Below are 24,738 nucleotides of genomic sequence, written 5' to 3' on the forward strand. Positions count from 1 at the left end.
TGGGCCGCTACACCACCGACCTGTCGGTCATCGGCGGGTTCAGCAGGCGGTTCGGCGAGCTGACCGCCGAGGCAGGCCGGGGCCATGGCGTCGCTGCGGGCGGCGCTGTTCGACATGCGCTCGGGCAACGCCGAGGTGCTCGCGCTGGAGGGAGCCGTCCCGGTGGGCGCGCTCGACCTGCGCGACCCCATCGGCTCGGTGCGCGAGATGGAACGGCTGGCCGCCCTCGGGGTGCGGGCCGTCCGGCTCTTCCCCGACGAGCAGGGCGTCGAGGCGGGCTTCCCGTCGGTACGGCACGTCGCCAGGCGGGCGGCGGCGCTCGGCCTGGTGGTGCTGACCGGCGGCGACGTGCGCCGGTTCTGGCAGCCGTTCTCCGGGCTCGAGGCGAAGGTCGTCTTCCTCGACACGCACTTCTACCACCTGGGCGACTTCCTGGTGGTGGCCGCCGACGAGCCGGGTTTCCACACCTCCACGCGGCTGCTCAACTCGCCCGACGCGCTGGAGAGCGTCCCCGCCGACCGGCTGCTGTACGGCTCCCGCACCCCCCACTACGAACCGCTCGTCCCGCTGCTGCGGCTGGCGACCAGCGGCCTGAAGCCCGACGAGATCGCCGCCGTGGCGGGCGGCAACGCGAGGAGGCTGTTCGGATGATCGTCGACGTGCACGCGCACTGGGGCCCGTGGTTCTTCACCATGGACGTGGCCGAGGCCAACCGGGCCACCATGGACCGCTACGGGATCGACGTGTCCATCGTGTCGGCCACCGAGGCGGTCATCTACGACGCCGCCTCCGGCAACCGGGCCCTGGACGCCTGGCTCGCCCGGACCGACCGCCACTACGGCTATGTCACCGTCAACCCCCGCCGGCTGGCCGACGCCGAGCGGGACCTCGACGAGTACCTGCCGACCGGGCGCTTCGTCGGCGTGAAGATCCACACCGACTACACCGGCTCCCCGGTCACCTCGCCCCAGCTGCGCGCGGCCCTGGCCCTGGTGGCCTCGCGCGACGTCCCGGCCCTCGTCCACACCTGGGGCCCGTCGGTGCTCGACCTGGCGCAGGTCTGCCTCGACACCCCCGGGCTGCGGGCGATCGCCGGGCACATGGGCGCCGACGGCTACCGCCACGCGATCGAGGCCGCGGCCGCCTGCGACCGGCTCTACCTCGAACCGTGCTTCTCCCACGCGCCCGCGGGTCGCATCGCAGCCGTGGTCGAGGCCGTCGACCAGGACCGCCTGCTGTTCGGCACCGACTCGACGCTCATCGATCCGGCCTCGGCCTTCGGTGCCGTCGCGGCGGCGAACCTCTCCCCCGCCGCCGCCGAGGCCATCGCGTGGCGCAATGCCGTACGGCTGTTCGGACTCGACCTTTCGGCGGCGCGTCGAAGCTGACCGTCGAGCAACCTGGTCGGCATCGCCGTCTCCCCCTACGGCCTGCCGTCCTGACCGGCTCGCCCTCGCGGGGTTCGTCGATGGGTCAGATCTTGATGACGACGACGCGGTCGCCGCAGAGGGCTGAGAGGTCGTCAGGGTCAGAAGTGAGCACGACGGCCTGACCTGGAGCGGCAAGGGCGGTGGCACAGAGCATGGCGTCGATGGCGTGCTTGTGACCGTGCAGGCCCGCATCCGCCAGAAGCGCCGCCGCCTGTCTCGCGAGGGGCTCCGTGACAGGTTCCACGACGACGCGGGACAAGGTCCATTCGAGCGCGGGTCGCCTGATTCGCGGATGAACCACCTCGACGAGGGTGGCCGCGCTCGTGATGACGCGCAGGTCGTCGGCCTTGGCCAGGGAGAGCCACGCGGTCAGCTCCCGATCCCGAAGAACGGCCTTCGCGAGCGCCTCGCTGTCCAGGACGAGGGTGCCTCCAGGGGTGGCCTGGAGCGCCATCACGCGGCGGTCGTTCCCGAGCCCAGCCGCCCGCGGGCACGTTGAAGCTGGTCTCGCCGCGCCTGAACCTCTTCGTCTGTGATCGGACCGTGTTCGGCCTCTGCGACAGCGATGAGCTCGTTGAGGTTGTCACGCTCGATCTGGCGGGCCACTGCGGCGGTGACGTACGCGGAGAGCCCGGAGTGGCCACTACGAGCACGTGCGGCTTCCGCGATGTCACGGGGCATGGTGATCGAATACTTCTGAGTAGGCTCACTCATGCCACTTATGCTACCCGCGATACCCCCTTCGCCAGGGGAGATCTTCGACGGGCGTCAGGCGGACGCGGCGAGGACCGCGGGGCGTTCGGTGTCGGACAGCCCGGGGCCGAACGGGTCGTGGGCGTGAGATTCAGGGATCAGCCCCTCGTCGGCGGCCAGCCAGAGCATGCGCTGGACGTAGCCCTCCATCGGCGCGGTGAAGGTGGCCGCGGCGAGCCGGTCGAGCCGCGCCGACGCCTTCTCGAAGGCGCGCAGGTCGTCGCCCTGGAAGGCGCGCATCACCTCGGCCGTCGCCGCCACCGAGGCCGCCGCGATGCCGACGAGCGCGGCCTCGGCGCCCCACAGCAGGGAGGGGCCGAACATGCGGTCCTCCCCCGTGATCGCCAGCCTTCCCGCCTCGCGCGTCATGGCGATCGTCTCCTGGCAGCCCATGGCGTCCGACAGCAGCGCCGTCTTGAGGCCCGCGACGCCCGGGTGGCGCAGGATCTGGTCGAGGACGGCGGGCGGACAGGGAGCGGTGTACAGGTCGAAGGCGATCATCGGCAGCCCGGCGGCCTGCCACACGGCCTCGTGCTCGGCCAGCCGGTCGCCCGGTGAGGGGAACACGAGGACGCCGTCCGCGCCGAGTTCGGCGGCCATCCGTGCATCCGCCACGGTCCTCTCGACCGCCCCCTCGCCCTCCACAGGAGATGCCGCGCGATCCGCGCCTTCCCGTGGCCGGCCGCCCGTGTGCATCGTCAGACCTGACTCCTGAGCGGCGGCCGAGCGCGGGGCGGGGTCCGGTCCCCCGCCCGTGCCTTCCCTGGGCCCGGGACGCGACTCCGGGGCAGCGCGTGGGTGCGGGGCCGCGCCGGAGGGGACGGCCGGGGCCGGGGCGCCGCCGACGCCCACGATGACGGGGACGCCGGCGGTGCGGGCGCGCAGGATCAGCTCCCGCCTGAGCTCGGGCGGCAGGAACGGGCCCCGGCCGGTGTGGGCCAGGATGGCGAGGGCGTCGGCACCGGTGGCGACGAGCCGGTGGAAGTAGCGCTCGGCGATGTCGAGGTCCACCTCGCCCGCGCGGGTCATCGGGGTCGCGGCGGCGGCCACCAGCGCGCCGCGCAGGCGGTCGCGCAGCCGGGCGGCCCGCGTGTCGATTGCCGTGCTCATGATCGCTCCCTCACCGGACATGGGCGTCAAGCGTAGGGCGTCCCGGCCGGGCGGCGCGCCGGCTACTTCAGGCCGGTCATCGCGATGCTGTTGACCAGGTACCGCTGCAGCAGGAAGAACACCAGCAGGCAGGGCACGGCCGAGATGGCCGCGGAGGACATGACCATCGACCACTGCAGCTCCTCGGTGCGCAGGATCGTCAGGCCGACCGTGAGCGTCCTGGTGGCGTCGCTCTGCGCGATGACCAGCGGCCACAGGAAGTCGTTCCAGTGCCACAGGAACACGAACACGCCCAGCGTGGCCATGATCGGCTTGGTCAGCGGCACCACGATCGTCCAGTAGACGCGCAGCTCGGAGGCGCCGTCGACCTTGGCCGCGTCGAACAGCTCGTCGGGCAGCCCCAGGATGAACTGGCGCATCAGGAAGACGGCCTGCGAGTTGGCCAGTGTCGGCACGATCAGGCCCCAGAAGGTGTCGACGCCGCCCAGGTCGGAGATCAGCACGAACACCGGGATCAGCGTCGCCTGGAAGGGCACCATCATGGTGGCGAGGAACGTCCAGAGCATGGCGTCGCGCCCGGGGAAGCGCTTCTTGGCGAAGGCGTAGCCGGCCATCGAGGCGGTGATCAGGATGATCACGACGGAGACGGCCGAGTAGATCAGCGAGTTGAGCGTCCACTGCGCGAACCCGGAGGCCGACAGCACCTGCGCGATGTTGTCGAAGGTGAGCGACTCGGGCCACTGGAGCGGGACGGTGGGCTTGCCCCGGGGGCTGAGCGCCACGACGACCATCGCGACGAACGGCGCGAGCGTCAGCAGCGACAGCACCGCCAGCAGGGTGTACAGCGCCCACGTGCCGCGGGGCCGCCGGCGCTTCACCCTGGCGGCCGCGGTGGCGGCGGCGGGACGGGTGGCGGTCAGCGTCATGTGTTCCCCCTGCCGAGGAAGCGGCGCTGGAGCAGCGAGATGGCCAGCACGATGACGAACAGCACCATGCCCCAGGTGGCCGCGTAGCCGAACTCGAAGAACCTGAAGCCGCGCTCGTAGATGCCGTAGATGAGGGTGTAGCTGGCCTTGGCGGGGCCGCCGCCGGTCATCACGTAGATGGTGTCGAAGACCTGGAAGGAGCTGATCGTCTCGATGACCAGGACGAAGAACAGGACGGGCTTGAGCAGCGGCAGCGTGATGCGGCGGAAGCGCTGCCACGCGCCGGCGCCGTCGACCCTGGCCGCTTCCATGTAGGAGCCGGGGATGGCCTTCAGGCCGGCCAGCAGGATCAGCATCGAGTAGCCGAACCCCTTCCAGCAGGAGACGATCGCCAGCGCGGGCAGCGCCAGGGCCGAGTCCTCCAGCACCTGGAGGGGGCCGAGGTCGAGCTTGGCGAGCAGGCCGTTGAGTAGCCCGTCGAACTCGTAGATCCAGCGCCAGATGATGCCCGCGAACACGAAGCTGGTCACGTAGGGGAGGAAGAGCATGCTGCGGAACAGGCCCCGCATGAAGATCACCGCGTTGAGGAGCAGCGCGGTGGCGAGCGAGACGCCGACCGTCAGCGGCACGAAGATCGCCGCGTAGACCAGGGTGACCCGCAGGCTGGCCCAGAAGTTCGGGTCGTTCCACAGCCGGACGTAGTTGTCGGCGCCGACGACGTCCCATTCTCCGCCGATGTTCCAGTTGGTGAGGCTCATGCCCGCCGCACCCAGGGTGGGGAAGATCCGGAAGATCAGGAAGAGGACGAGGACGGGCAGGACGAACAGCAGTCCAGTGACCGGGTCGCGCAGGCGATGACGCACCGGGGTTCACACCTTTCCAGAAAAGCGGGGGCCCAGAAAAGCGGGGGCCTTCCCGAGGGAAGGCCCCCGATCGTGTCAGCTGCCGCTGGACAGCAGCTCGTTGGCCTCCTTCGCCGCGGCGTCGAGGGCGGTCTTGGCATCCTCCTTGCCGAGCAGCGCCGCCTGGATGTGCGCGGCGACCATGGCCATCACCTGGCGGGCCTTGGGGTGCGTGTCACCGGGGAAGGCGAACTCCAGCGACTTGGCGAACTCCTTCGAGGCCTCGCTCTGGCCGGGGATCGTCACGTCGGTCCGCGCGGAGAAGAAGCCGGACTCCTTGGCCAGTTCGGCCCCCACCACGGGGCCGGCGATGTAGGCCGCCAGCTTCTTGGCGGCCTCCTGGTTCTTGGAGTGCTTGGCGACGACGAGGCCGCCGGGGATGCCGAAGGCGACCCGCTTGCTGCCCTCGAGCGGCAGGCCGATGCCCACGTTCTCCTGGCCGATCGCGGCGCCGAGCTGGTCGGCCATGCCCGCGGTGGCCGCGTGGTACATCGCGGTCTTGCCGCCGGCCAGCGAGCCGCCCTCGATGTCGTTGCCCTTGCTCGCGGTGTTCTCCGGCAGGCCGCCGGCGGCCTTCAGGTCGAGCAGGAACTGCAGGCTCTGCACGCCCTCGGGGCCGTTGAAGGCGACCGTCTTGCCGTCGGGGGCGAAGACGCTGCCGCCGTTGGCCCAGAAGATGGGGTAGAAGCTCTGGTTGAGCGAGATCTCGGGCTTGCCGGGGTAGTCGAGAACCGCGACCTTCTTGGCGGCCAGCTTGGGCGCCGCCGCCTTCAGCTCCTCGAGGGTGTCGGGGACCTCGGTGACGCCGGCCTCGGCGAAGAGCTTCTTGTTGTAGATGGGGGCGGTGATCGTCTGGTAGATCGGGACGCCGTAGAGCTTGCCGTCGACCGTCAGCGCGGTGAGCGCGTTGGGCAGGTAGGCGGCCCTGTCCTTGGCGATCACGTCGTCCAGCGGTTCGAGGGTGCCCTGCTGGGCGTACTGCGGGATCTGGTCGGGTCCGAGCAGGACCAGGTCGAAGCCCGTCTTCGAGGCCAGGGCCGTGGTGATCTTCTCCTGCCTGCCGTCCCAGGGCTGCTGGTCGATCTTGACGTCGAGCGTGGGGTTGGCGGCCTCGAAGTCCTTCTCGACCTTGCCCCAGAACGCCTGGTTCTTGGCGGAGTCCGCGATCACGGGGTACATCCAGAGGGTCACCGTGCTCTTGTCCGACGAGCCTGAGCCACCGGACCCGCACCCGGCGATCACGACGCTCATGGCGGCCGCGATTCCGGCTGCCGCTACCTTCCTCATCGGCGGCTTCCTTTCATGAATACCGGTCCTGACCGAAACCTAATGAGCGGGGAGACGGCCGGTCAATGCCCGATACACGAACGTGACTGCGACCAGCTCCTGACCCGCTCGGCGACGGCGTCGACGTGCTCGTCGGTGTAGTGCTCGTTCCAGTCGATGACCAGCAGCGTTTCGGCCACCAGCCGTTCCGCCTCGGGGCAGGCGTTGGGCACGTAGCCTGCCAGCGGGTAGGTCGAGCCGCCGTAGATGGGGCCGCTCCACACCGGCGCCCTGTTCAGCGGCTCGCCGAGGTAACCGGCCCGTGCCGGAATCCCGGCCTCCCGCAGGTGACCGGCCAGCGCCCCGGCCTTGCCGTCGGGCAGGACGAGGGGGAACAGCCACCAGGCGTGCCCCTCGGGGCGCGGCAGCCGGATTCCCGGCAGGCCCTCCAGGGCCCCGATGAGCCGTACGGCGGTGCGCCGCCTGGACCCGAGGACGCCCGGCAGCTTGGCCAGCTGGGCGCGCGCCACGGCGGCCTGCAGTTCGGTCATGCGGTAGTTGAGGCCGAGGCCGGCGTGCGAGCGGCCGGCGGCGCGGTCCCAGCCCTTGTCGGAGAACAGCCGCATCCGGCGCGCCAGGACGTCGTCCTGGGTGATCGTCAGGCCGCCGTCGCCGCAGGTGATGTGCTTCCACTGCTGGAGGCTGAAGGTGGCGACGTGGCCCACGGTGCCCGCGAGCCGCACGGGCGCACCGCCGGGCTCGCCGATGGGATCACCGCTGGGATCGCCGCCGGAACCACTGCTGGGATCGCTGCTGGGATCGTCGCCGCCGCCCGGCATGACCTGGGATGATGGTTCGGGGAGCTCGGTGAGCCAGGCCTGGGCGCAGTCCTCGATCAGCGTCAGGCCGTGCTCGTCGGCCAGCGCCCGCAGCGCGTCCACCCTGGCGGGCGCCCCGAACAGGTGGACGGCCATGATGGCCCTGGTGCGCGGCCCGATCAGCCGGGCCACCGCGTCGGGGTCGAGGTTGCCGTCGGCGGGGTCCACGTCGGCGAAGACAGGGACGGCGTTCTGCGCCAAGATGGGGGCCACGGTCCCGAAGTCCGTGATCGGCGTCGTGATGATCTCGTCTCCGGGATCGGGTGCCGCCGCCACGACCGACAGATGGAGGGCCGCGGTGCCGGAGCTGCACGCGATCGCGTGGCGGGAGCCGTACAGCTGCGCCATCTCGCCTTCGAGCGCTCGGCCCTCGGTCCCCCAGACGGAGTTGAGCATGCCCGAACGGATCACCCGTTCGAGGGCCGCCACCTCCTCGTCGCCGAGCGTGCGGCCCTCGGGGTCGGCCATGGTTGGAAACTTCGGGTTCACGAGCTAACCTTTCGGTCTTGACCGTAATAGGGCAGAGGGAGGCGTGGGTGGGTATCGTCATCGGGGTCGTCGGCCCGCACGATCTGGTCGACGACGTCGCGGCCACGTGCGAGGAGCAGCCGGGCGTGACCGCGCTGCGGCTCGACTACGACCACGAGTCGCAGGCACCCGCGATCGTCGAGGCGCACGCCGCCACGGTGGAGGGCTGGCTGTTCACCGGCATCGTGCCGTACATGCTGGCCCGCGACGCCGAGGCGCTCACCCGGCCCGCGGCGTTCGTCGACTACTCCGGGGCGACGCTGCTGACCGCTCTGGTACGGCTGCAGCACGAGGGCCAGGACATCACGCGCCTGTCCATCGACACCCTGTCGGCCGCCGACGTCATCGCCACGTTCGAGGAGGCGGGGCTGCCGACCGAGCAGGTCCGCACGCTCCCCTACCGGCCGGAGATGACCTCCAAGAAGGCCGTGGCCTTCCACCGGCGCGGCGGCGAGCACGCGGTGATCACCTGCCTGAGCTCGGTGCACGAGGCGCTGCGCGACGACATGCACGTGCTGCGCCTGGCGCCGTCGGTCCACTCGGTGCGGGTGGCGCTGCGCCAGCTGCTGCTGACCGCGGAGGGCCAGGCGCAGGAGGACGCGCAGATCGCCCTCGGCCTCATCGAGGTCGAGAGCGAGGAGGGGCTGCTGCGGGAGGCGGCGGCGCTGGGCGGCACGCTGGCCGCCTTCAGGGGCGGCACGCACCTGCTGGTCACCACGCGCGGGCCGCTGGCCGACGCGACCGGCAACTTCACCGGGCTGCCGATGCTGTCGCGCCTGGCGACGGCCGGCCAGGTGGTCAGGGTGGGGTTCGGGCTGGGCCGCAGCGCGGCCGAGGCCGAGAGCCTGGCGCGCAGGGCGCTGGCCCGCGCCCGGCGCATCGGCGAGGTGGCCGCCGTGCTGTCGCTGCGCGCCGACACCGACATCGTGCTGGAGTCGGTCAGCGCGACCCCCGCCGCCGAGCAGAACCTCTCGGTGATCGCCCGCCGGGTCGGCCTGTCGGTGCCGACGCTGGAGAAGCTGTTGGAGGCCCGCGCGGCGGCCGGCGGGGAACCGCTGACCACCAGAGAGATCGCCGAACGGCTCGCGGTCCAGCAGCGGACGGCCCGCCGCATGCTGCACCGCCTGGAGCTGGCCGGGCTCGCCGAGCGCACCGGGAACCTGACCAGCGGGAGCAGCGGCCGCCCGCTGACCCTGTACCGGCTGACGCTCTAGGCGAGCCACCGGTCCAGGCCCTCGGCCACGAAGTCGTCGTCGCGCAGCCAGGGGTAGGCGGCCCACACGCGGTCGATCTCGGCCAGTTGCCCGGGAGACAGGTCCTCGGCCGGGTCGAGGCACCAGCGGCCCGCCAGCAGGCCCTGGCGGCGCAGGATCTCGTGGATACCGGGGATGCAGCCGTGGAAGCCGTTGGCCGAGTCGAAGATGGCGGCGTTGGCGTCGGTGAGGTGACCGTCGAGGCCGAGCAGCCTGCGCACGACGGCGTCGTCGCCCGCGCGGGCCAGCTTCGCCTCGTCGAGCAGCTCGACCGCCTTCTTCACCCACACCGCCCACTGGCCGAGCAGCCCGCCGACGAACTCGACCTCCACCTGCCGGCCGTCGACGACGACGCGGTGGGTGGTGATGAGGTCGGCCAGGATGTGGTCGTCGTTGCCGGTGTAGAGCGCCACCTGCTCGGCCCTGCCCGCCCTGACCACGCCGTGCAGCACGTCCAGCGTGCGGTAGCGGTCGAACGGCGCCACCTTGATGCCGACGACCGACTCGATCGCGGCCAGCCTGGTCCAGAAGTCGCGCGAGAGCGTACGGCCGCCGACCGCGGGCTGCAGGTAGAAGCCGATCACCGGCAGCACCTCGCCCACGGCGCGGGCGCGCTCGATCAGGGCGTCCTCGTCCAGTTCCCGGTGGGGACTGAGCAGCACCATGTGGTAGCCGAGCGACCTGGCCAGCTCCGCCTCCGCCACCGCCTGCGCGGTCGGGCCCGTCGCGCCCGCCACCAGGACGATCTCGCGGCCCTCGCAGGCGGTCTCGCGGCCCGCCTCGCGGGCGGTCTCGGCCGCCAGCTCCAGCACGGGTGGCAGCAGCGCGGTGCCGTGAATGGCGAACTGCGTGGTGTGCACGCCCACCGCGAGACCGCCGGCGCCCGCCGCCACGTAGTAGCGGGTCAGCGCCCGCTGGCGGCGCTCGTCCAGCCTGCGGTCGGCGTCGAGCGCGAGCGGGTGCGCGGGAATGACCAGCCCGCGCCTGAACAGGTCGCGCACGGACGTGTGCGCCTCCGGAGCCGTGCTGAGCACGTCGCCTCCCCCTTGATCGATGAGCATGCTGGTCAGAACCGGCCGTCGCGGCGCTCGAACTTGGTCGGCTTGCCGAGCAGCGGGCCGCCCTCGGCGATCCAGGCGGCCGTGAGCTCGATCAGCTCGGCGGGGGTCAGCTCGGGGTAGCCGAACAGCCGGTGGCACCTGGCCGCGTTGGACAGCAGCGCGGTGGGCGCCTCCTCACCGACGAAGGAGGGCTGCTTGCCGAGCGCCCTGCCGAGGTCGATCGCGGCCTGCCGTACCGAGATCAGCTCGGGTCCGGTCAGGTTGAGGACGAACGGCGGCGTGGACGCGTGCAGCAGCGAGCGGAGCGTGACCTCGTTGGCGTAGCCCTGCCAGACGACGTTGGCCATGCCGGTGGCCAGGTCGACGGGCTCACCCGCGTTGATCTTCTGCGCCAGGTCGACGAGCACGCCGTAGCGCATCTCGACGGCGTAGTTGAGGCGGATGAGGGCCAGGCGGGTGCCGTACTTCACGCTGAAGTGCGACATGACCCGCTCCCTGCCGAGGCAGCTCATCGCGTACTCGCCCACCGGGTCGGTGGGCGTCTCCTCGGTGGCGCCCGCGCTGGTCACCGGGACCAGCGGGTAGACGTTGCCGGTCGACAGCGCCGCGATCCTGCTGTCCCTGAACCGGTCGGCGACCCGCCCGGGCAGGTAGGAGTTGGTGAACCAGGTGGCGTGCTCGGCGCCCTGCGTGCCGAACTTGGCGCCCACCAGGAACACCACGTTCTCCACGTCGGGCAGGTCGCGCAGCGCCTGCTCGTCGGCCACGTCGGCGCTGACCACCGTGGCCCCCTCCGCCGTGAGGGCGTCGGCCAGGCCCGGCTCGGAGAACCTGGACACCGCCACGATCCGCCGGTCGCCCTTGGTGGCGTTGAGCGCCAGCCTGACCAGGCTGGGCCCGAGCTTCCCGCCCGCGCCAAGGATCATGATGTCGCCGTCGAGTCTGGCCATGTCGGCGATCAGCCCCTCGCCGGGCCGCGCGAGCCGCTCCTCGAGCTCCACTACCGTCCGCACCCCGAACTCCTCTCATTTACGGTCCAGACCGTAACTTCGAGAGTCTCGCCCTGTCAATGGGGTGCGGGCGGGTCAGGCCGGTACGGCCTGACGCGCGCGGACGAGGACGTCGAGGATCGCCCTGGTCTGCGCCCATGGAACGGGGCTCGGCGCGCCGCCCACCATGGCCAGGAACGCCTCGACGGTGCCCTCGTACCCGAGGCCCTTGAGGACGTCGTCGCCGCCCTCGATGACGATCTCCCGCGAGCCTTCCCTGGTGTGAACGGTCACCGTGTAGGCCTCGGACTCCGACACGCCGATGATCTCCACGGTGCCGGTGACGCCGCTGTCCCAGCGCAGCGCCATGACACCGGTGTCCTCCGAGCGCAGGCCCGTGTAGTGCCTGACGGCGCCGGCCGCGCCGGCCAGCCGTACGGCCGGGCCGAGCAGGGCGACCAGCAGCTCGACGCCGTGGATGCCCATCGTGACCATCGTGCCGCCGCCCTCGCCGGGGGTGTCCTGCCACGGGTTGTAGCCGGTCGCCCAGATCCCGACGTCGTGCCGGACGGTGGCGCGCACCGACAGCACGGAGGCGGGGTCCACCGTGGCCGCGGTGAAGGCGGGCGCGAAGCGGAGCACCGACGTGGACAGCACCCTGTCGGTGATCTCCAGCCGGTCGAGCGCGTCGAGCTGGGCGCGGGTGGCGGCGGCGGGCTTGTTCATGAACACCGGCGCGCCGGTCGCCAGGACCGCTTCGAGCGCCCGGGGGGCCTGCGGGTTCGGCACGGTGAGCACCACCCCGTCGGGGCCGGTGCCGAGCAGGTCGTCGAGGCTGGATGCCACCTTGGCGCCGGGATGCTCGTCGGTGAAGCGCCGCAGCCGGTCGGGGTCCTGCTCCCACACGACGAGCTCGGCGTGGCGGGCCAGGGTACGGGCGTCGGTGTAGGGGTGGCTGGTGGCCAACCCGGCCAGAGCGATACGCACGGTGTGTCCTCCAATTCGGGAATGCGCGCCATCATGGCACCCCCGACCCGGCACACCCCCGCGCCCGCGTCAGGGCCGGTCCTCCCCGCCCAGGAAGAGCATGATCGGCCCGGCACGCCCCCGCGCCCGCGTCAGGGCTGGTCCACCTCCGCCGCGGTCCGGCCGCCCGCCAGCCTCGGATACCCGGGCCCCCGGTCGAAGAACGTGGCGGGCGTGGCGGCGAGCCCGGCGCGCAGCTCCGCCGTGGCCTTCTCGTCGACCACGCCGCCGGCCAGGACCACGCCGTAGTCCTCCCGCGCCCCCCGCACCGACACCTTCCCGTCGCGCACGTCGTCGGCCACGCGCCGCGGGTCGCGCTCGTACGGCGAGCCCCAGCCGCCGCCTCCCGTGGTGCGGATGCGGATGATCTCGCCGGCCGGCACGGGGTGGTCGTCGACCAGCCCCTCCATCTCGCGTCCCGCCACCGAGACGGTGAAGGGCCGCCCCGCCCGCCCGCCGTTGACCCCCCAGCACGACAGGATCGACCGGTCGGCGATCGACATGTAGGAGGCGTCGCGCAGCATCCTGATGTGCTTGTCGTAGCCCAGCCCGCCGCGGAACAGCCCCGGACCGCCGGAGTCGACCGCGAGCCCGAGCCGCTCCACCCGGAACGGCCAGCGCGCCTCGGCGAACTCCACCGGGATGTTGCGCGAGTCGGGCACGACGTGGATGGTGTCCTCCCCGTCGGCGTACCACCGGCCGCCTGAGCCGCCGCCCAGCACCTCCCTCATCAGGTACGGCACGCCGTCGGCGTCCTCGCCGTAGACCCCGGTGTACCTGATCGTCTCCTGGTCGGCGGGCATCCGGCCGCCGGTGGCCTTGGCCAGCACCCCGGCCAGCACGCCCAGCAGCCGCAGGATGACGAAGGTCCTGGCGTTGGTCGGCGCGGGGAAGATCGGCGTCAGCAGCGTCCCCTTCTCGGGGAACCTCATCTCGATGAGCGGGACGACCCCCTCGTTGACGTCGAGCTCCGCCATCCGCGCCGGGGTGTCGGCCAGGTTGCGCAGGATCGGCGCCAGCCACTTCTTCAGGAAAACCCCGTCGGCGTAGTCGCCCGCGTGGTTGATCGGCCCCTTGGCCTGCGGCGAGGTGCCGGTGAAGTCGATCACCAGGCGGTCCTCAAGCCGGGTGAGCGTGATGCGCTGGGTGTGCAGGCGCGGCTCGTCGACGCCGTCGTGCTCGGCGTAGTCCTCCCAGACGTAGGTGCCGAGCGGGATCTTCGACAGCAGTTCCCTGCGGAAGGTCTCCGTGGTGTTGGCGATGATGGCGTCGAAGCACTCCTCGACGGCCGCCTTGCCGTACCGGTCGAACAGCTCTCCCAGCCTGCGCGCGCCCATCAGGCAGGCCGAGCACTCGGCGTCGAGGTCGCCGGCCAGCGAGTCGGGCATCCGGGAGTTGCGGGTCATGATCCGCAGCGCCGCCTCGTTGGGCACCCCGCGGTCCCAGAGCCTGATCGGCGGGACCATCAGCCCCTCCTCGAAGACCGACCGCGCGTGGGAGGGCATGCTGCCCGGTACGGCGCCGCCGATGTCGTCGTGGTGGCCGAAGGCCTGCACGAAGGCCACCACCTCGCCGGCGTGGAAGACCGGGACGGTCACGCAGAGGTCGGGCAGGTGGCCGATGCCGCCCTCGGACAGGTAGACGTCGTTGTGGAAGAACACGTCGCCGGGGTTCATGGTCTCGACGGGGAAGTCACGCACGATCGGCTGGACGAGCGCGGAGTAGGAGCGGCCGGTGAGCTTGCGCAGCCTGACGTCGTGGATACCGGCGCGGAAGTCGTGGGCGTCGCGGATCATCGGGGAGCGGGCGGTGCGCGCGATGGCGGTCTCGACCTCCTTCTCCACGGAGGCGAGGGTGCCCTCGACGATCTCGACGAGGATCGGGTCGGCGGTCACGGGGCGGTCCCTTCCTTGCGGACGATCAGGTTGCCGTGGGCGTCGCACGTGGCGGTGAAGCCGGGGTGCAGCGGCAGCGTCGAGCCGTACTCCTCGATGACGGCGGGGCCGCGGACCACGTCTCCGGCGAACAGCGTGGCGCGCGGGTGCACGGGGCAGGCGGCCCACCCTGCGTCCTCGAAGGAGACGGGACGGCTGCCCGGCTCTGCGGGCGGCCGGTCGCGGCCGGGCCGCACGGGGATCGTGGGACGGGTGATGGGCCCGATGCCGGACACCCGCAGGTTGACCCACTCGACGGCGTGACGGGGATCGTCGCGGTAGCCGTAGCCGTAGAGCCGCTCGTGCGCCTCGTGGAAGCGGGCGACCACCTCCGCCTGCCAGCGGTCGTCAGGAGGGCCGGGCGGCGCTGACACGCGCACCTCGTAGGCCTGGCCGTAGTAGCGCAGGTCGGCGCCGCGCTGGCAGACGGGCGAGGTGAAGCCCTCCCGCTCGAGCGCCTCGACGGCCTGGCCCTCCAGGTCGGCGAAGACGGCGGCCAGCGCGTCCGCGTCGGGTTCGCGGGTGACGTGGGTGCGGACGTAGTCGTTCTTGACGTCCACGGTGAGCAGCCCGAACGCCGAGACGTTGCCGGGGTCGGGCGGCACGACGACGGCGGGCAGGTTCAGGATGTCGATCAGGCGGCAGGCCAGCAGCGGCCCCGAACCGCCGAACGTCACGAGCGGGAAGTCGCGCACGTCGAGTCCGCGCTTGACGGTGATCTGGCGGATCGCGTTGCACTGGTTGAAGGCGCTGATCTCCAGGATGCCCGTCGCGGTGCGTTCAGGGGTGATGCCCAGCTTGCCCGCCAGCGCCTCCATTCCCTGCCGCGCCGCCTCGCGGTCGAGTGGGATCTCCCCGCCGAGCAGGTGCGGCGGGATCCGGCCGAGGAAGACGTGCGCGTCGGTGACCGTCACGTCGCCGCCGCCCTTGCCGTAGCACAGCGGGCCGGGATCGGCGCCCGCGGACTTGGGCCCCACCTTGAGCGTCCCCTCGGGCGAGATCCACGCGATGGAGCCGCCGCCCGCGCCCACGGTCACGATGTCGATCATGGGGATCTTGCACGGGTAGCGCCCGATCGACCCCTCGGTGGTCAGCGAGGGCTCCCCGTCCACGATCACCGCCACGTCGGTGGAGGTGCCGCCGCCGTCCAGCGTGATCACCGACGGCTGCCCGGCCGTGGAGGCGATCAGCGCGGCGCCCAGCGCGCCGGCCGCCGGGCCCGACAGCACGGTGGTGATCGGCTGGTGCACCACCTCGGCGGCGCTCAGCACGCCGCCGTTGGACTTCATCACCGCGTACGGCATGCCGAGCCGTTCGGACAGGTTGGCGATGTAGCGCCGCATCGCCGGCTTGACGGCCGCGTCGACCAGGGTGGTGACCGACCGCTCGTACTCCCTGTACTCGCGCAGCACGTCGCTCGACAGCGACACCACCGCCTCGGGGTGCTCCCGCTCGAGCACCTCCCGCATGCGCAGCTCGTGCGCGGGGTCGGCGTAGGAGTGCAGGAAGCACACGCCGATCGCGCTGATCCCCTGGTCCCTGAACCAGCGGGCGACCTCGACGGCCTGATCCTCGTCGAACGGCCTGACCTCCCCGCCGAGGTGGTCGAGCCGGCCGCCGACGGTCCTGACCCGGTGCACCGGGACGATCCGCGGCGGCTTGACCCAGAAGTAGGAGTTGCCGTAGCCGTCGGGCACGCTCTGCCTGGCGATCTCCAGGATGAACTCGAACCCCTCGGTGGTCACGAAGCCCAGGTCGGCGATCCTGTCCTCGAGCAGCTGGTTGGTCGCCACGGTGGTGCCGTGGACGAGCCCGGTGACCGGCCCGCCGCCCACCTTCTCGATGCCCGCCATGAAGCCGTCGGCGGGGTTGGCGGGAGTCGAGGGGGTCTTGGTCGTGAAGATCTCGCCGGTCCGCTCGTCGACCGCGACGACGTCGGTGAACGTGCCGCCGGTGTCCACTCCGATGCGCATGGGTTCAGTGTCTACCTGGGCCCTGACCCGCGGGGATCAGCGAAACCTGCCGAACAACCGGCGATTCTTCAGCGTCTCCTGCTGCCCAGCACGTCGTCGATCACCCTGGGGGCGTTCTCGGTGCCCACGTAGGCGGCCAGCCGTACGGCGAGCTCGTGGGCGCGGTGCAGCTCCATCTCCACCCTCGCCTTGCCGGACTGGCCGGCCTGGATGCCGAAGTAGGCGCCGATGATGGTGCCGATCACGCCGCAGACCCCGGCGAACATCGTGGCGAACTCCTTGGTGGCGAACACCGCGGCGCCGAACGCGACGAGGATCACGATGATGCCGGTCAGCACCACGAAGAAGCCGTAGCGCCAGCGCGCGGCGTCGGCCTGCGCCGCGGTCAGGTCGTCAGGGGTCATCAGGGCCTCCAGCGCCGCCGGCTTGTCCGTGGCCAAGGTCGCCTCCTGTTACAGATGGGAGCAGTAGTGGTGAGCAGTAAGCTAGCGGCCTGTGACCGAATTGTCCGCGCTCTCGCCCGTCCCCTCGGCCGCCCGCGACGCCGTGCTGAAGTTCTACTTCGGCCCCATGGACTGCGGGAAGTCCACGTTGGCGCTGCAGATGAACTACAACCACGGGCGGCAGGGCAGGCGCGGGCTGGTGCTGACCAAGCACGACAGATCGGGCGGGCCCCAGGTCACCAGCCGGATCGGGCTCGGCCTCGACGCGATCGAGGTGGACGACGGGCTCGACCTGGTCGCGCTGGTGGTGGCGCACGACCGGATCGACTACCTGATCTGCGACGAGGCGTGCTTCTACACGGTGGCGCAGATCGAGCAGCTGGCCGACCTGGTCGACCACCACGGGATCGACGTCTACGCCTTCGGCCTGGCCTCCGACTTCCGCTCGCAGATGTTCCCCGCCGCACAGCGCCTGTTCGAGCTGGCCGACGAGGTGTGCAGGCTGCAGGTGGAGGTGCTGTGCTGGTGCGGGCGCCCAGGCCTGCTGAACGCCCGCGTGGTGGGCGGGACGATGGCCCGCAGCGGCGAGCAGGTGGTGATCGGCGACACCGACGCCTCCCCGGTGCGCTACCAGGTGCTGTGCCGGCGCCACCACCGGTCGGGCCAGCTGGCGATGCCCGAGCCCAGCCTGTCGGCCTCCTGACCGCCGGCGAGAGTTCGTCCCGCCGGCGCGCCCGGCGTTACTGCGACTGCGCCAGAACCTGCCGGCACACCCGGCCTGTCTGCGACTGCGCCAGAACCTGCCAGCACGCCCGCCGTGCCTGCCACTGCGCCAGAACCTGCCGGCGCATCCGGCGTGCCTGCCACTGCGCCAGAACCTGCCGGCGCATCCGGCGTGCCTGCCACTGCGCCAGAACCTGCTGGCACACCCGGCGTGCTTACGACTGCGCGAGGGCGCGTAGCAGGTAGCGGCGCTGGCGGGTGGTCAGCTCGCCGACGGTGGCGTCCGCGGCGATTCCGCCCCTGCTCAGCAGCCTGCCGACCGGGCGGTCGCGCAACTCCGGCACCGCCCGCAGCAGCCAGCCGACCGGCGTGGCGGCGGTCGTGGCGTCGGTGCGCCGCAGCAGCCCGGCCAGGTCCAGACGACCGTCCGCCAACCCCTGCCGTAGCTGCGCGCGGCTGAGAGCGGGCGCCGGTGCCGCGGACGGGGCGGGGAGCGCCTGCGGGGTGAGGAGGGTTCCGCCCGCCCGGCCGCCCGCCCGGCCGTGCCCGGTGGTCTCGCGGGGGGTGCTCGCCTGGCCGGGGGTCGGCTGCTCCGCGGTCGCGCCGGGAGTGGCCGTCTGGGCAGCGGCCTGCTGCCCTGTGGCCTCGCCGGGGATGGTCGCGTGCCCGTCCGTCCCGTGCTCCCCGGTCGCCCGGCCGGTCGTCCCCTGCTCCACGGTCGCCTGACTGGTCGTCCCCTGTGCCACGGTCGCCTGGCCGGTGCTCTCCTGTCCGGGGCTCTGCTCCATGGTCTCCTGGCCGGCTGTCGCCTGGCCGGTCGTCTCCTGGCCGGTGCTCTCGGCGGAGGTGGTCGCCTGGCCGGTGGTCGCCTGCTCCGTTGTCTCCTGGCCGGTGGTCGTCTGGTCAGTGGTCGCCTGGCCGGTGATCGCCTGCTCCGTTGTCTCCCGGCCGGTGGTCGTCTGGTCGGTCGTCGTCTGGTCGGTCGTCGTCTGGCCGGTCGTCTGGTGGGGGGTGGTCGTGTGGCCGCCGATGGCGTTGGAGGTGGTGCCGAGGCCCGGGGGTGTGCGGCTGTCGTCGAGCGCGTACTGGGCGGCGACCAGCAGGGTCGTGGTCACCAGGACGGCGGCGCCGGTGATCGCCATATGGCGGGCCGACAGCCGGCCGCCGCCCGCCGTACGGGCCAGCTTGAGACCGACGACGGCGGTCCGCAGCAGCACGCCGGTGATCATGCCGAGCAGCAGCGGCACGAGCGACGGCGGCAGGGGCGCGAGCACGGCCAGGACCACGCCGACCGCCGGGCTCAGGCACGACGCCGCCAGCCAGGGCGTCAGGCGCCGGCGGGCCAGGTCGAGGAGGGCGGTGAGGGCCAGGCCCTCGCTGGCCGAGTGGATCATCAGGGCCGCCACGACCACCACCGAGGCGGCCAGGGCGAGGGTGGCGCCCTCGACGAGGCGGTGCACGGTGAGCGCCGCGGCGGTGCCGACCCCGCCGAACAGCGCGGCGCCGACGGCGCGGGTGACGCGGCGGTGCAGGCCGGGGGCGTGCTGTCCGCGCCTGGGTTCGTCGTGGGCGTGGCCGCATCCCTTGCGGGTGAAGTAGGTGATGACCGCGAAGCCGAACACGGCCGACAGGCCGAGCAGCCACAGCGGGGTGCCGGTGTCGCCGGCTTCGTGCCAGGCGTCGGGCAGCAGCTCCACCAGGGCGGTGATGAGCATCAGCGCGGAGGCGACGGCCAGCCACAGCCCGATCCTGCCGATGTTGCGGCGCGCCAGCCACGCCCCGGCCAGCGTCGACAGCGACACCAGCAGCACCGCCAGCCAGGTGCCGGGCGGGGTCGCGGCGAGCCAGGCCGACGACCCGGCGGGTGGCCAGGCCGGTGGCCAGGTGGGGGCGGCCGGCTGGGGAAGGTCGGGTCCGAGGGCGTGGCGCAGGGTCAGGGCGAGTGCGGGCGCCGCTGATGGCACGGGCATGACGCCGCCTTTCTGATGCGGATGGTGAAGCGGTCAGGCGACGGGCGAGTGCTGGGGGTGCCCGGCCGGTCCGGTGGCGGGATCGCGTCCCTGCGTGCCGTCCAGCAGGCGGCGCAGCTCGGCGAGGTGACCGGCGAGGCCGTCGGGCAGGTGCCCGCCGTGGGCGGCGGCCAGGCGGGCCAGCTGGTCGAGGTGGAACTCGGCCGACTGCCGGTAGGCGGCGCCGGCCCGCTCCAGGAGTGCGTTCGCGGACTGCTGCGCGCGGTCCTCGACGGTCCTGGCCCGTGCCCTCGCCTCGTCCTCGACGGCCTGCCCGCGTGCCTGCGCCTCGTCCTCGAGAACACGCGCCCGCGCCCTGGCCTCGTCCTCGACGGCACGCGCCCGCGCCTGAGCCTCGTCCTCGACGGCCAGAGCCCGCGCCTGGGCCTCGACGAGGATCCGGCCGGCCCGCTCGTGGGCGGCGACCGGGCCGGCGGTCAGTTGCTCCCGCAGGCGGGCGTTGTCCTCCCACAGCAGGGCCAGGCCGGCCTCCACCCGCGCCAGGAAGGCGTCGACCTCGGCCAGGTCGTAGCCTTCGCGCAGCCGTACCACGGTGAAGACCTGGTGGTGGACCGCCGCGGGGGTCAGCCGATCGGCGCCCCCGTCCGAGACCCGGCCGGGGCCGTGAGCGTGCACGTGCTCCATGCTCTCCATACGGAGAGTAATGGAGTCATTGCACTGCGTTTAAACGTGTGGCCAGATGTTCGGAAGTAAAGCCGGGAGGGCCCCTGCGGCCAGGAGGTCCGACATGCCCGACCAGCATGCCCTCGCGGCCGCGCCGTGAGCGGGTCACCCGGGCGGCCGGTCACGCCGATCGACGGGTGCGCCGCGCGCCTCGTGAACCCCGGCAGCGTCGCGGCGACAGCCTCCCGCATACCCGCCGAGTCCGGCCTCCCGCATACCTGCCGAGTCCGGCCTCGCCGGCACCGCCGACGTCCAACGCGGCCTCCCCTGACCCGCTCGCCCGGCAAGCCACCCGAAAGCGACTTGCAACCAGATACCGGTACAAATCTCAGCGACAGCACACAGCGGAAGGGTCGGGGCCGTGGCGGGCCGCGTCCGCATCCGTCACGGGCGAACCGGCAGGCGCCGGCCGCCTACGGTCCCGGCGCGGCACATCAGGCCGCGGCGGCGGCAGATCCATGGCGGAGGAGCACGACGTCTCCTCTGCCGTCGCCGAGTCACCGGAAGAAACGAGATGGTCCTGTTCGTCCGACGGGCCCGCGGCGGTGACCGCACCAGCCTGTCGCCCCGTGAGGCGGAGACCCTGCGCCACATCGCCGCCGGCTGCACCTACGCCCAGGCGGCGCGGCGCATGGGGGTCAGCATGCACACCATCGACACCTATCTCCGCAGGGTCAGGGCCAAGTTCGGGATCGCCGGCAAGGCCGAGCTCACCCGGCTGGCCGTCGAACTGGGGCTGTGAGGCCGCCGTACGGAATGGCCCGGCCGACCCTACGGGATGGCCCGGCCCGCCGTAAGGGACGGGCCGCCAGCAGGGACGGGCCGCCGGCAGGGACGGGCCGCCGGCAGGGACAGGGCGCCGAGAGGGACGGGGCGCGCCGTTCAGCCGGCCGTGCGCTGGGCGACCTCCTCCAGCGCGGCCAGGAAGGTGTCCTCCGGCTGCGCGCCCGACACCCCGAACCGCTCCTCGAACAGGAAGAACGGCACGCTGGTGATCCCCAGCTCGCGCGCCCTGGCCAGCTGCTCGCGCACCTGCGCGGCCGCCTCCCCGGTGTCGGTGACGCCCACCTCGGCCGCCAGCTTGGCCAGGACATCGGGGTCGCCGATGTTGAGCCCGTCGGTGAAGTGCGCGGCGAACAGCCGGTCCGCCATCCGCGCGGCCAGGCCCTGGCCGGCGGCCAGCTCGATCAGCCGGTGCGCCTCGAAGGAGTTCGCGCTGATCGCCTGGCCGAAGCGCAGCTCCAGCCCTTCCTCGGCGCCGACGGCCGCGACGTGCTCGGTCATCTGCGCGGCCGAGCCGCCGAACTTGCGCCCGAGCGCCTCCAGCAGCGGCTCACCCTCGACCGGGGCGTCGGGGTTGAGCTCGAAGGGGCGGTAGGTCACCTCGACCTCGCCCGCGAAACGCGCCGCGGCCCGGGCGAAGCGCCGGTGTCCGATGTAGCACCAGGGACAGACGACGTCGGAAAAGATCTCAACTTTCACGACATGGCGTAACGCTCAGCCCGCCGCGAGTTCTTCCAGCCTGTGGGGAAGGTAACCCGACGCGTCCACCAGCGCCGACGCCCCGCGCCACCAGCCGAACCATTCGGCGCTGCGCCACATCCAGTCGACCCGCTCGATGGCGCCCACCACGTCGCCGACGTTCGACCAGCCCTCGCCGAGCTGCTCGCGTGTCGCGCCGTGGCCCAGCGCCCACCCGCGCAGGATGCGTACCGCGTCGTCGGGCACCGTCCGCGCGTAGGGGTCGGGCTCCTCGCCCGGCAGCGGATGCGGTCCGAGCCCCGCGGCCACGCCCCAGCTCCACTGCGCCTCGGCGGGCCTGGAGTAGCGCAGGGAGGAGAAGTCGAGGTTGGAGCCGAGCTCGCCGTCGGATCGCCTGGTCACCACGGCGTCCAGCCTGCCGCCGGCGTCGAAGTGGACCACGAGCCGGTCGCCCGCCTGGACGCCGCCGGGCAGCTCGACGCGGTCCTCGGCCTGCCACGAGTTGAGGTCGACCTCGGCCACCGGGCGTCCCCACAGCTCGTCGGCGGCGTCGTCGGCGATCCACGCGGCCAGCATCTCCAGCACCGTCAGGTCGGTCCACGGCTCGATCGCCGCGGCGGTGTGCAGCACCTCGACGGGGGCGGGCAGCTTGGCGCCCCGCTCGGACTCCCACCAGACCGCGCCCAGCTCCCGCACGCCGACCACGAGCGCGGCGATGGCCGACAGCTCGGCCGAACGCCTGGTCAGCGACGCGCCGAGGGCCAGCTCGAGACATCGGGAGGTGCGGTCCTCGCCCAGGGTGGCGCGCGCTTCGGCGATCAGCGCGGCCGCCGTCGGCCGCTCCTGTCCGAGCAGGTTGTTGATGACTCGTCGGGCCTCGTTCCTTGCGTCTTCAGCGTGTGCCTCCCGCATACCAGCCACGCTACGCCGGGAGATCCTTTTCCAACAGCTTGTACGGCAAACCTGTATGACGATACGGTCACCCGCGTCAGCGGTTCCCACCTGCGAATGTTCCACTGTTGCCATCGGGCCATCGAAAGAAGGAGGCACTGGTGCGCTTGACGCCGACCGAGCGGGACCGGCTCCTGCTCTTCACCGCCGCGCAGCTGGCCCGCGCCAGGCGGGCCCGCGGCCTGCGCCTGAACGTCCCCGAGGCGACCGCGTTGATCGCCGACACGGTGTGCGAGGCGGCCAGGGACGGGGCCCGGCTGGCCGAGGCCATCGCCGCGGGCCAGAGCGTCCTGGGCCCCGACGACGTGCTGCCTGGGGTGGCCGACATCGTCACCCAGGTGACGGTCGAGGCCGTCTTCGACGACGGCAGCAGGCTGGCGGTGGTCACCGACCCGCTGGGCGGCGGCTCGCTCGGCGCCGCCGCGCCGGGAGCCGTCGTGTCCAGGTCCACGTGGGAGCTGCCGCCGGCGGCCGTGCGCCTCGAGGTGCTCAACACCGCCGAGGTGCCGGTCTCCGTCACCTCCCACTTCCATTTCTTCGAGGCCAACCCGCGCCTGCGCTTTCCCCGGGAGGAGGCGTACGGCATGCGGCTCAACGTGCCCGCAGGCGCGACCGTGCGCTTCGACCCCGGCTCGACGGTGGAGGTGGAGCTGGTCGCGATCGGCGGCGCCCGTTCCGCGGTCGGGTTCGCGGGCCTGGTCGACGGGCCGCTGGACGCGCCGGGCGCGAAGGAGGAGGCGCTGCGCCGGGCGCGCGCCTGCGGATACGAGGGGGCATAGGTGGACGACTACATCGGGGTGCACGGGCCGCGCCAGGGCGACCTGGTACGGCTCGGCGACACGGGCCTGGTCGTCGAGGTGGAGCACGACTCGCAGGAGCCGGGAGAGGAGTTCCTGGCCGGGTTCGCCAAGACGGCCCGCGACGGCCTGCACCTGAAGGCCGCCGCCATCCGCGAGACCTGCGACCTGGTCATCAGCAACGTGCTGGTGATCGACGCGCTGCTGGGCGTCAGGAAGGTGTCGATCGGCGTGCGCGGGGGCCGCATCCACGCGATCGGCCGCGCCGGCAACCCCGACACGCTCGACGGTGTGGACGTGGTGGTCGGCACCGGCACCACGATCGTCTCGGGCGAGGGGCTGATCGCCACGGCGGGCGCCATCGACACGCACGTCCACCTGATGTCGCCGCGGATCATGGAGGCGTCGCTGGCGTCGGGCGTGACGACGATCATCGGCCAGGAGTTCGGCCCGGTGTGGGGGGTGGGCGTCAACTCGCCGTGGGCGCTGCGCAACGCCTTCGCCGCGTTCGACGCCTGGCCGGTGAACATCGGCTTCCTGGCCCGAGGCTCGTCGTCGGTGGCCGACCCGCTGGTGGAGGCGCTGGTCGAGGGCGGCGCGTGCGGGTTCAAGGTGCACGAGGACATGGGCGCGCACACCAGGGCGCTCGACACCGCGCTGCGGGTGGCCGAGGAGCACGACGTGCAGGTGGCCCTGCACACCGACGGGCTCAACGAGTGCCTGTCGGTGGAGGACACGCTGGCCGTCCTGGACGGCAGGACCATCCACGCCTTCCACATCGAGGGCTGCGGCGGCGGCCACGTCCCCAACGTGCTGCGCATGGCGGGCGTCGCCAACGTGATCGGCTCGTCCACCAACCCCACGCTGCCCTTCGGCCGCGACGCGCTGGGCGAGCACTACGACATGATCGTGGCGGCGCACGGGCTCAAGCCCGACCTGCCCAGCGACCAGATCATCGCCCGCGAGCGCATCAGGGCGGGCACGATGGGCGCCGAGAACGTGCTGCACGACCTCGGCGTCATCGGCATCACCTCCTCCGACGCGCAGGGCATGGGCCGCGCGGGCGAGACCGTCCGCCGTACCTTCCAGCTGGCCTCCAGGTTCTCCTCGGGCGAGCCGGACAACGCGCGCGTGCTGCGCTACATCGCCAAGCTGACGATCAACCCGGCGATCGCGCACGGGCTGTCGCACGAGGTCGGCTCGATCAGCGTCGGCAAGCTGGCCGACATCGTGCTGTGGGACCCGGCCTCGTTCGGCGCCAAGCCGTGGCTGGTGCTGAAGGCGGGCTTTCCCGCCTGGGGCGTCACCGGCGACCCGAACGCCTCCACCGACGGCTGCCAGCCGCTGGTGTACGGCCCGCAGTTCGGCGGGCACGGCGCCACCCCCGCCGAGCTGTCGGTCGCCTTCGTCAGCGGGGTGTCACAGACCCTGCCGACCAGGCGCCGCCAGGTGCCGGTGCGCGGCACGCGCGGGATCGGGCCCGCCTCGATGGTGCGCAACGACCGCCTGGGCGAGGTCAGGGTGGACCCCCGCACCGGGCAGGTCACGCTCGACGGCGAACTCGTCGGCGTCGAGCCCGCCACGTCGGTCCCGCTCAGCCGCCTGTACTTCCTCTAGCCC

Annotated in this window: 24 protein-coding genes; 7 read left to right on the forward strand and 17 right to left on the reverse strand. The window is 72.4% G+C overall.

What is annotated here, in order from left to right:
- Positions 1-84: 84 nt before the first annotated feature.
- Entirely contained in the window at positions 85-651 is a 567-nt protein-coding gene (locus tag ACWEVS_RS16880; protein WP_452552209.1) for an amidohydrolase family protein, read from the forward strand.
- A complete protein-coding gene (locus ACWEVS_RS16885; protein ID WP_449924082.1) occupies positions 648-1,388 on the forward strand; it encodes an amidohydrolase family protein in 741 nt (246 codons plus the stop codon). The genes ACWEVS_RS16880 and ACWEVS_RS16885 overlap by 4 nt, the downstream gene beginning before the upstream one ends.
- A gap of 85 nt (positions 1,389-1,473) precedes the next feature.
- Here the strand turns inward: ACWEVS_RS16885 and ACWEVS_RS16890 are convergent, their stop codons facing one another.
- The 7 genes from ACWEVS_RS16890 to ACWEVS_RS16920 form a co-directional block, all read right to left on the reverse strand.
- A complete protein-coding gene (locus tag ACWEVS_RS16890) occupies positions 1,474-1,884 on the reverse strand; it encodes a PIN domain-containing protein (RefSeq protein WP_452552359.1) in 411 nt (136 codons plus the stop codon).
- Positions 1,884-2,144, reverse strand: a complete 261-nt coding sequence (locus tag ACWEVS_RS16895; RefSeq protein ID WP_452414092.1) for a CopG family transcriptional regulator — start codon at positions 2,142-2,144, stop codon at positions 1,884-1,886. Before ACWEVS_RS16895 ends, ACWEVS_RS16890 begins: the two co-directional genes overlap by 1 nt.
- Before the next feature lie 54 nt (positions 2,145-2,198).
- The gene (locus ACWEVS_RS16900) at positions 2,199-3,293 is read right to left on the reverse strand and encodes a dihydrodipicolinate synthase family protein (protein WP_452552211.1); all 1,095 of its coding nucleotides are present in this window, start codon (positions 3,291-3,293) and stop codon (positions 2,199-2,201) included.
- Between the two features lie 62 nt (positions 3,294-3,355).
- A complete protein-coding gene (locus ACWEVS_RS16905; RefSeq protein ID WP_452552213.1) occupies positions 3,356-4,219 on the reverse strand; it encodes a carbohydrate ABC transporter permease in 864 nt (287 codons plus the stop codon).
- Positions 4,216-5,082: a carbohydrate ABC transporter permease gene (locus ACWEVS_RS16910; RefSeq protein WP_452552215.1), complete on the reverse strand. Its 867-nt coding sequence runs from the start codon at positions 5,080-5,082 to the stop codon at positions 4,216-4,218. Before ACWEVS_RS16910 ends, ACWEVS_RS16905 begins: the two co-directional genes overlap by 4 nt.
- A 75-nt stretch (positions 5,083-5,157) precedes the next feature.
- Positions 5,158-6,408: an ABC transporter substrate-binding protein gene (locus ACWEVS_RS16915; protein WP_452414096.1), complete on the reverse strand. Its 1,251-nt coding sequence runs from the start codon at positions 6,406-6,408 to the stop codon at positions 5,158-5,160.
- A gap of 62 nt (positions 6,409-6,470) precedes the next feature.
- A complete protein-coding gene (locus tag ACWEVS_RS16920) occupies positions 6,471-7,754 on the reverse strand; it encodes a DegT/DnrJ/EryC1/StrS family aminotransferase (protein WP_452552216.1) in 1,284 nt (427 codons plus the stop codon).
- Between the two features lie 47 nt (positions 7,755-7,801).
- On the opposite strand from ACWEVS_RS16920, the gene ACWEVS_RS16925 reads away from it, so the two are divergent.
- On the forward strand, positions 7,802-9,007 hold the full coding sequence (locus ACWEVS_RS16925; RefSeq protein ID WP_452552218.1) for a hypothetical protein: 1,206 nt from the start codon (positions 7,802-7,804) through the stop codon (positions 9,005-9,007).
- Here the strand turns inward: ACWEVS_RS16925 and ACWEVS_RS16930 are convergent.
- From ACWEVS_RS16930 to ACWEVS_RS16955, 6 genes are all read right to left on the reverse strand, one after another.
- Entirely contained in the window at positions 9,004-10,080 is a 1,077-nt protein-coding gene (locus ACWEVS_RS16930; protein WP_452552220.1) for a dihydrodipicolinate synthase family protein, read from the reverse strand. The two genes, ACWEVS_RS16925 and ACWEVS_RS16930, sit on opposite strands and share 4 nt — an antisense overlap.
- Before the next feature lie 32 nt (positions 10,081-10,112).
- Positions 10,113-11,120 carry an NAD-dependent epimerase/dehydratase family protein gene (locus ACWEVS_RS16935; protein ID WP_452552222.1) on the reverse strand — a complete coding sequence of 336 codons (1,008 nt, stop codon included), beginning with the start codon at positions 11,118-11,120 and terminating at the stop codon, positions 10,113-10,115.
- Positions 11,121-11,192: 72 nt separating this feature from the next.
- Positions 11,193-12,083, reverse strand: coding sequence for a Gfo/Idh/MocA family protein (locus ACWEVS_RS16940; protein WP_452552223.1), 891 nt, complete (start codon positions 12,081-12,083; stop codon positions 11,193-11,195).
- Positions 12,084-12,214: 131 nt separating this feature from the next.
- Complete coding sequence (locus ACWEVS_RS16945) at positions 12,215-14,017, reverse strand: hydantoinase B/oxoprolinase family protein (RefSeq protein ID WP_452552226.1); 1,803 nt, start codon at positions 14,015-14,017, stop codon at positions 12,215-12,217.
- Positions 14,014-16,029, reverse strand: coding sequence for a hydantoinase/oxoprolinase family protein (locus tag ACWEVS_RS16950; protein WP_452552228.1), 2,016 nt, complete (start codon positions 16,027-16,029; stop codon positions 14,014-14,016). Before ACWEVS_RS16950 ends, ACWEVS_RS16945 begins: the two co-directional genes overlap by 4 nt.
- A 68-nt stretch (positions 16,030-16,097) precedes the next feature.
- A complete protein-coding gene (locus ACWEVS_RS16955; protein ID WP_449924114.1) occupies positions 16,098-16,469 on the reverse strand; it encodes a hypothetical protein in 372 nt (123 codons plus the stop codon).
- 55 nt (positions 16,470-16,524) lie between these two features.
- Between ACWEVS_RS16955 and ACWEVS_RS16960 the strand changes: the two genes are divergently transcribed.
- Positions 16,525-17,175, forward strand: a complete 651-nt coding sequence (locus ACWEVS_RS16960; RefSeq protein WP_354904190.1) for a thymidine kinase — start codon at positions 16,525-16,527, stop codon at positions 17,173-17,175.
- A 235-nt stretch (positions 17,176-17,410) separates the two neighbouring features.
- Here the strand turns inward: ACWEVS_RS16960 and ACWEVS_RS16965 are convergent, their stop codons facing one another.
- On the reverse strand, positions 17,411-19,165 hold the full coding sequence (locus ACWEVS_RS16965) for a hypothetical protein (protein ID WP_452552230.1): 1,755 nt from the start codon (positions 19,163-19,165) through the stop codon (positions 17,411-17,413).
- A 33-nt stretch (positions 19,166-19,198) separates the two neighbouring features.
- A complete protein-coding gene (locus tag ACWEVS_RS16970; RefSeq protein ID WP_452414115.1) occupies positions 19,199-19,849 on the reverse strand; it encodes a DivIVA domain-containing protein in 651 nt (216 codons plus the stop codon).
- A gap of 553 nt (positions 19,850-20,402) precedes the next feature.
- Here ACWEVS_RS16970 and ACWEVS_RS16975 point away from each other — a divergent pair.
- A complete protein-coding gene (locus tag ACWEVS_RS16975) occupies positions 20,403-20,630 on the forward strand; it encodes a response regulator transcription factor (protein WP_452552231.1) in 228 nt (75 codons plus the stop codon).
- Positions 20,631-20,770: 140 nt separating this feature from the next.
- On the opposite strand, the gene ACWEVS_RS16980 is transcribed toward ACWEVS_RS16975, so the two are convergent.
- Together ACWEVS_RS16980 and ACWEVS_RS16985 are read right to left on the reverse strand one after the other, a co-directional pair.
- Entirely contained in the window at positions 20,771-21,370 is a 600-nt protein-coding gene (locus tag ACWEVS_RS16980) for a DsbA family oxidoreductase (RefSeq protein WP_452552232.1), read from the reverse strand.
- A gap of 15 nt (positions 21,371-21,385) precedes the next feature.
- Entirely contained in the window at positions 21,386-22,282 is an 897-nt protein-coding gene (locus tag ACWEVS_RS16985) for a hypothetical protein (RefSeq protein ID WP_449924130.1), read from the reverse strand.
- A gap of 140 nt (positions 22,283-22,422) precedes the next feature.
- On the opposite strand from ACWEVS_RS16985, the gene ureA reads away from it, so the two are divergent.
- Both ureA and ACWEVS_RS16995 read left to right on the forward strand, forming a co-directional pair.
- A complete protein-coding gene (gene ureA / locus ACWEVS_RS16990; RefSeq protein WP_452552233.1) occupies positions 22,423-23,100 on the forward strand; it encodes an urease subunit gamma in 678 nt (225 codons plus the stop codon).
- The gene (locus ACWEVS_RS16995) at positions 23,101-24,735 is read left to right on the forward strand and encodes an urease subunit alpha (protein ID WP_449924133.1); all 1,635 of its coding nucleotides are present in this window, start codon (positions 23,101-23,103) and stop codon (positions 24,733-24,735) included. It abuts the gene before it with no gap.
- Positions 24,736-24,738 lie beyond the last annotated feature (3 nt).

This window comes from Nonomuraea sp. NPDC003754 (assembly GCF_053605785.1).

Excerpts from the sequence above, each read along its gene's own strand:
- ACWEVS_RS16880 (WP_452552209.1), top strand. The coding sequence starts at position 85 with ATGGCGTCGCTGCGGGCGGCGCTGTTCGACATGCGCTCGGGCAACGCC.
- ACWEVS_RS16885 (WP_449924082.1), top strand. The coding sequence starts at position 648 with ATGATCGTCGACGTGCACGCGCACTGGGGCCCGTGGTTCTTCACCATG.
- ACWEVS_RS16890 (WP_452552359.1), bottom strand. The coding sequence starts at position 1,884 with ATGGCGCTCCAGGCCACCCCTGGAGGCACCCTCGTCCTGGACAGCGAG.
- ACWEVS_RS16895 (WP_452414092.1), bottom strand. The coding sequence starts at position 2,144 with ATGAGTGAGCCTACTCAGAAGTATTCGATCACCATGCCCCGTGACATC.
- ACWEVS_RS16900 (WP_452552211.1), bottom strand. The coding sequence starts at position 3,293 with ATGAGCACGGCAATCGACACGCGGGCCGCCCGGCTGCGCGACCGCCTG.
- ACWEVS_RS16905 (WP_452552213.1), bottom strand. The coding sequence starts at position 4,219 with ATGACGCTGACCGCCACCCGTCCCGCCGCCGCCACCGCGGCCGCCAGG.
- ACWEVS_RS16915 (WP_452414096.1), bottom strand. The coding sequence starts at position 6,408 with ATGAGGAAGGTAGCGGCAGCCGGAATCGCGGCCGCCATGAGCGTCGTG.
- ACWEVS_RS16950 (WP_452552228.1), bottom strand. The coding sequence starts at position 16,029 with ATGCGCATCGGAGTGGACACCGGCGGCACGTTCACCGACGTCGTCGCG.
- ACWEVS_RS16965 (WP_452552230.1), bottom strand. The coding sequence starts at position 19,165 with ATGCCCGTGCCATCAGCGGCGCCCGCACTCGCCCTGACCCTGCGCCAC.
- ACWEVS_RS16970 (WP_452414115.1), bottom strand. The coding sequence starts at position 19,849 with ATGGAGCACGTGCACGCTCACGGCCCCGGCCGGGTCTCGGACGGGGGC.
- ACWEVS_RS16975 (WP_452552231.1), top strand. The coding sequence starts at position 20,403 with ATGGTCCTGTTCGTCCGACGGGCCCGCGGCGGTGACCGCACCAGCCTG.
- ACWEVS_RS16985 (WP_449924130.1), bottom strand. The coding sequence starts at position 22,282 with ATGCGGGAGGCACACGCTGAAGACGCAAGGAACGAGGCCCGACGAGTC.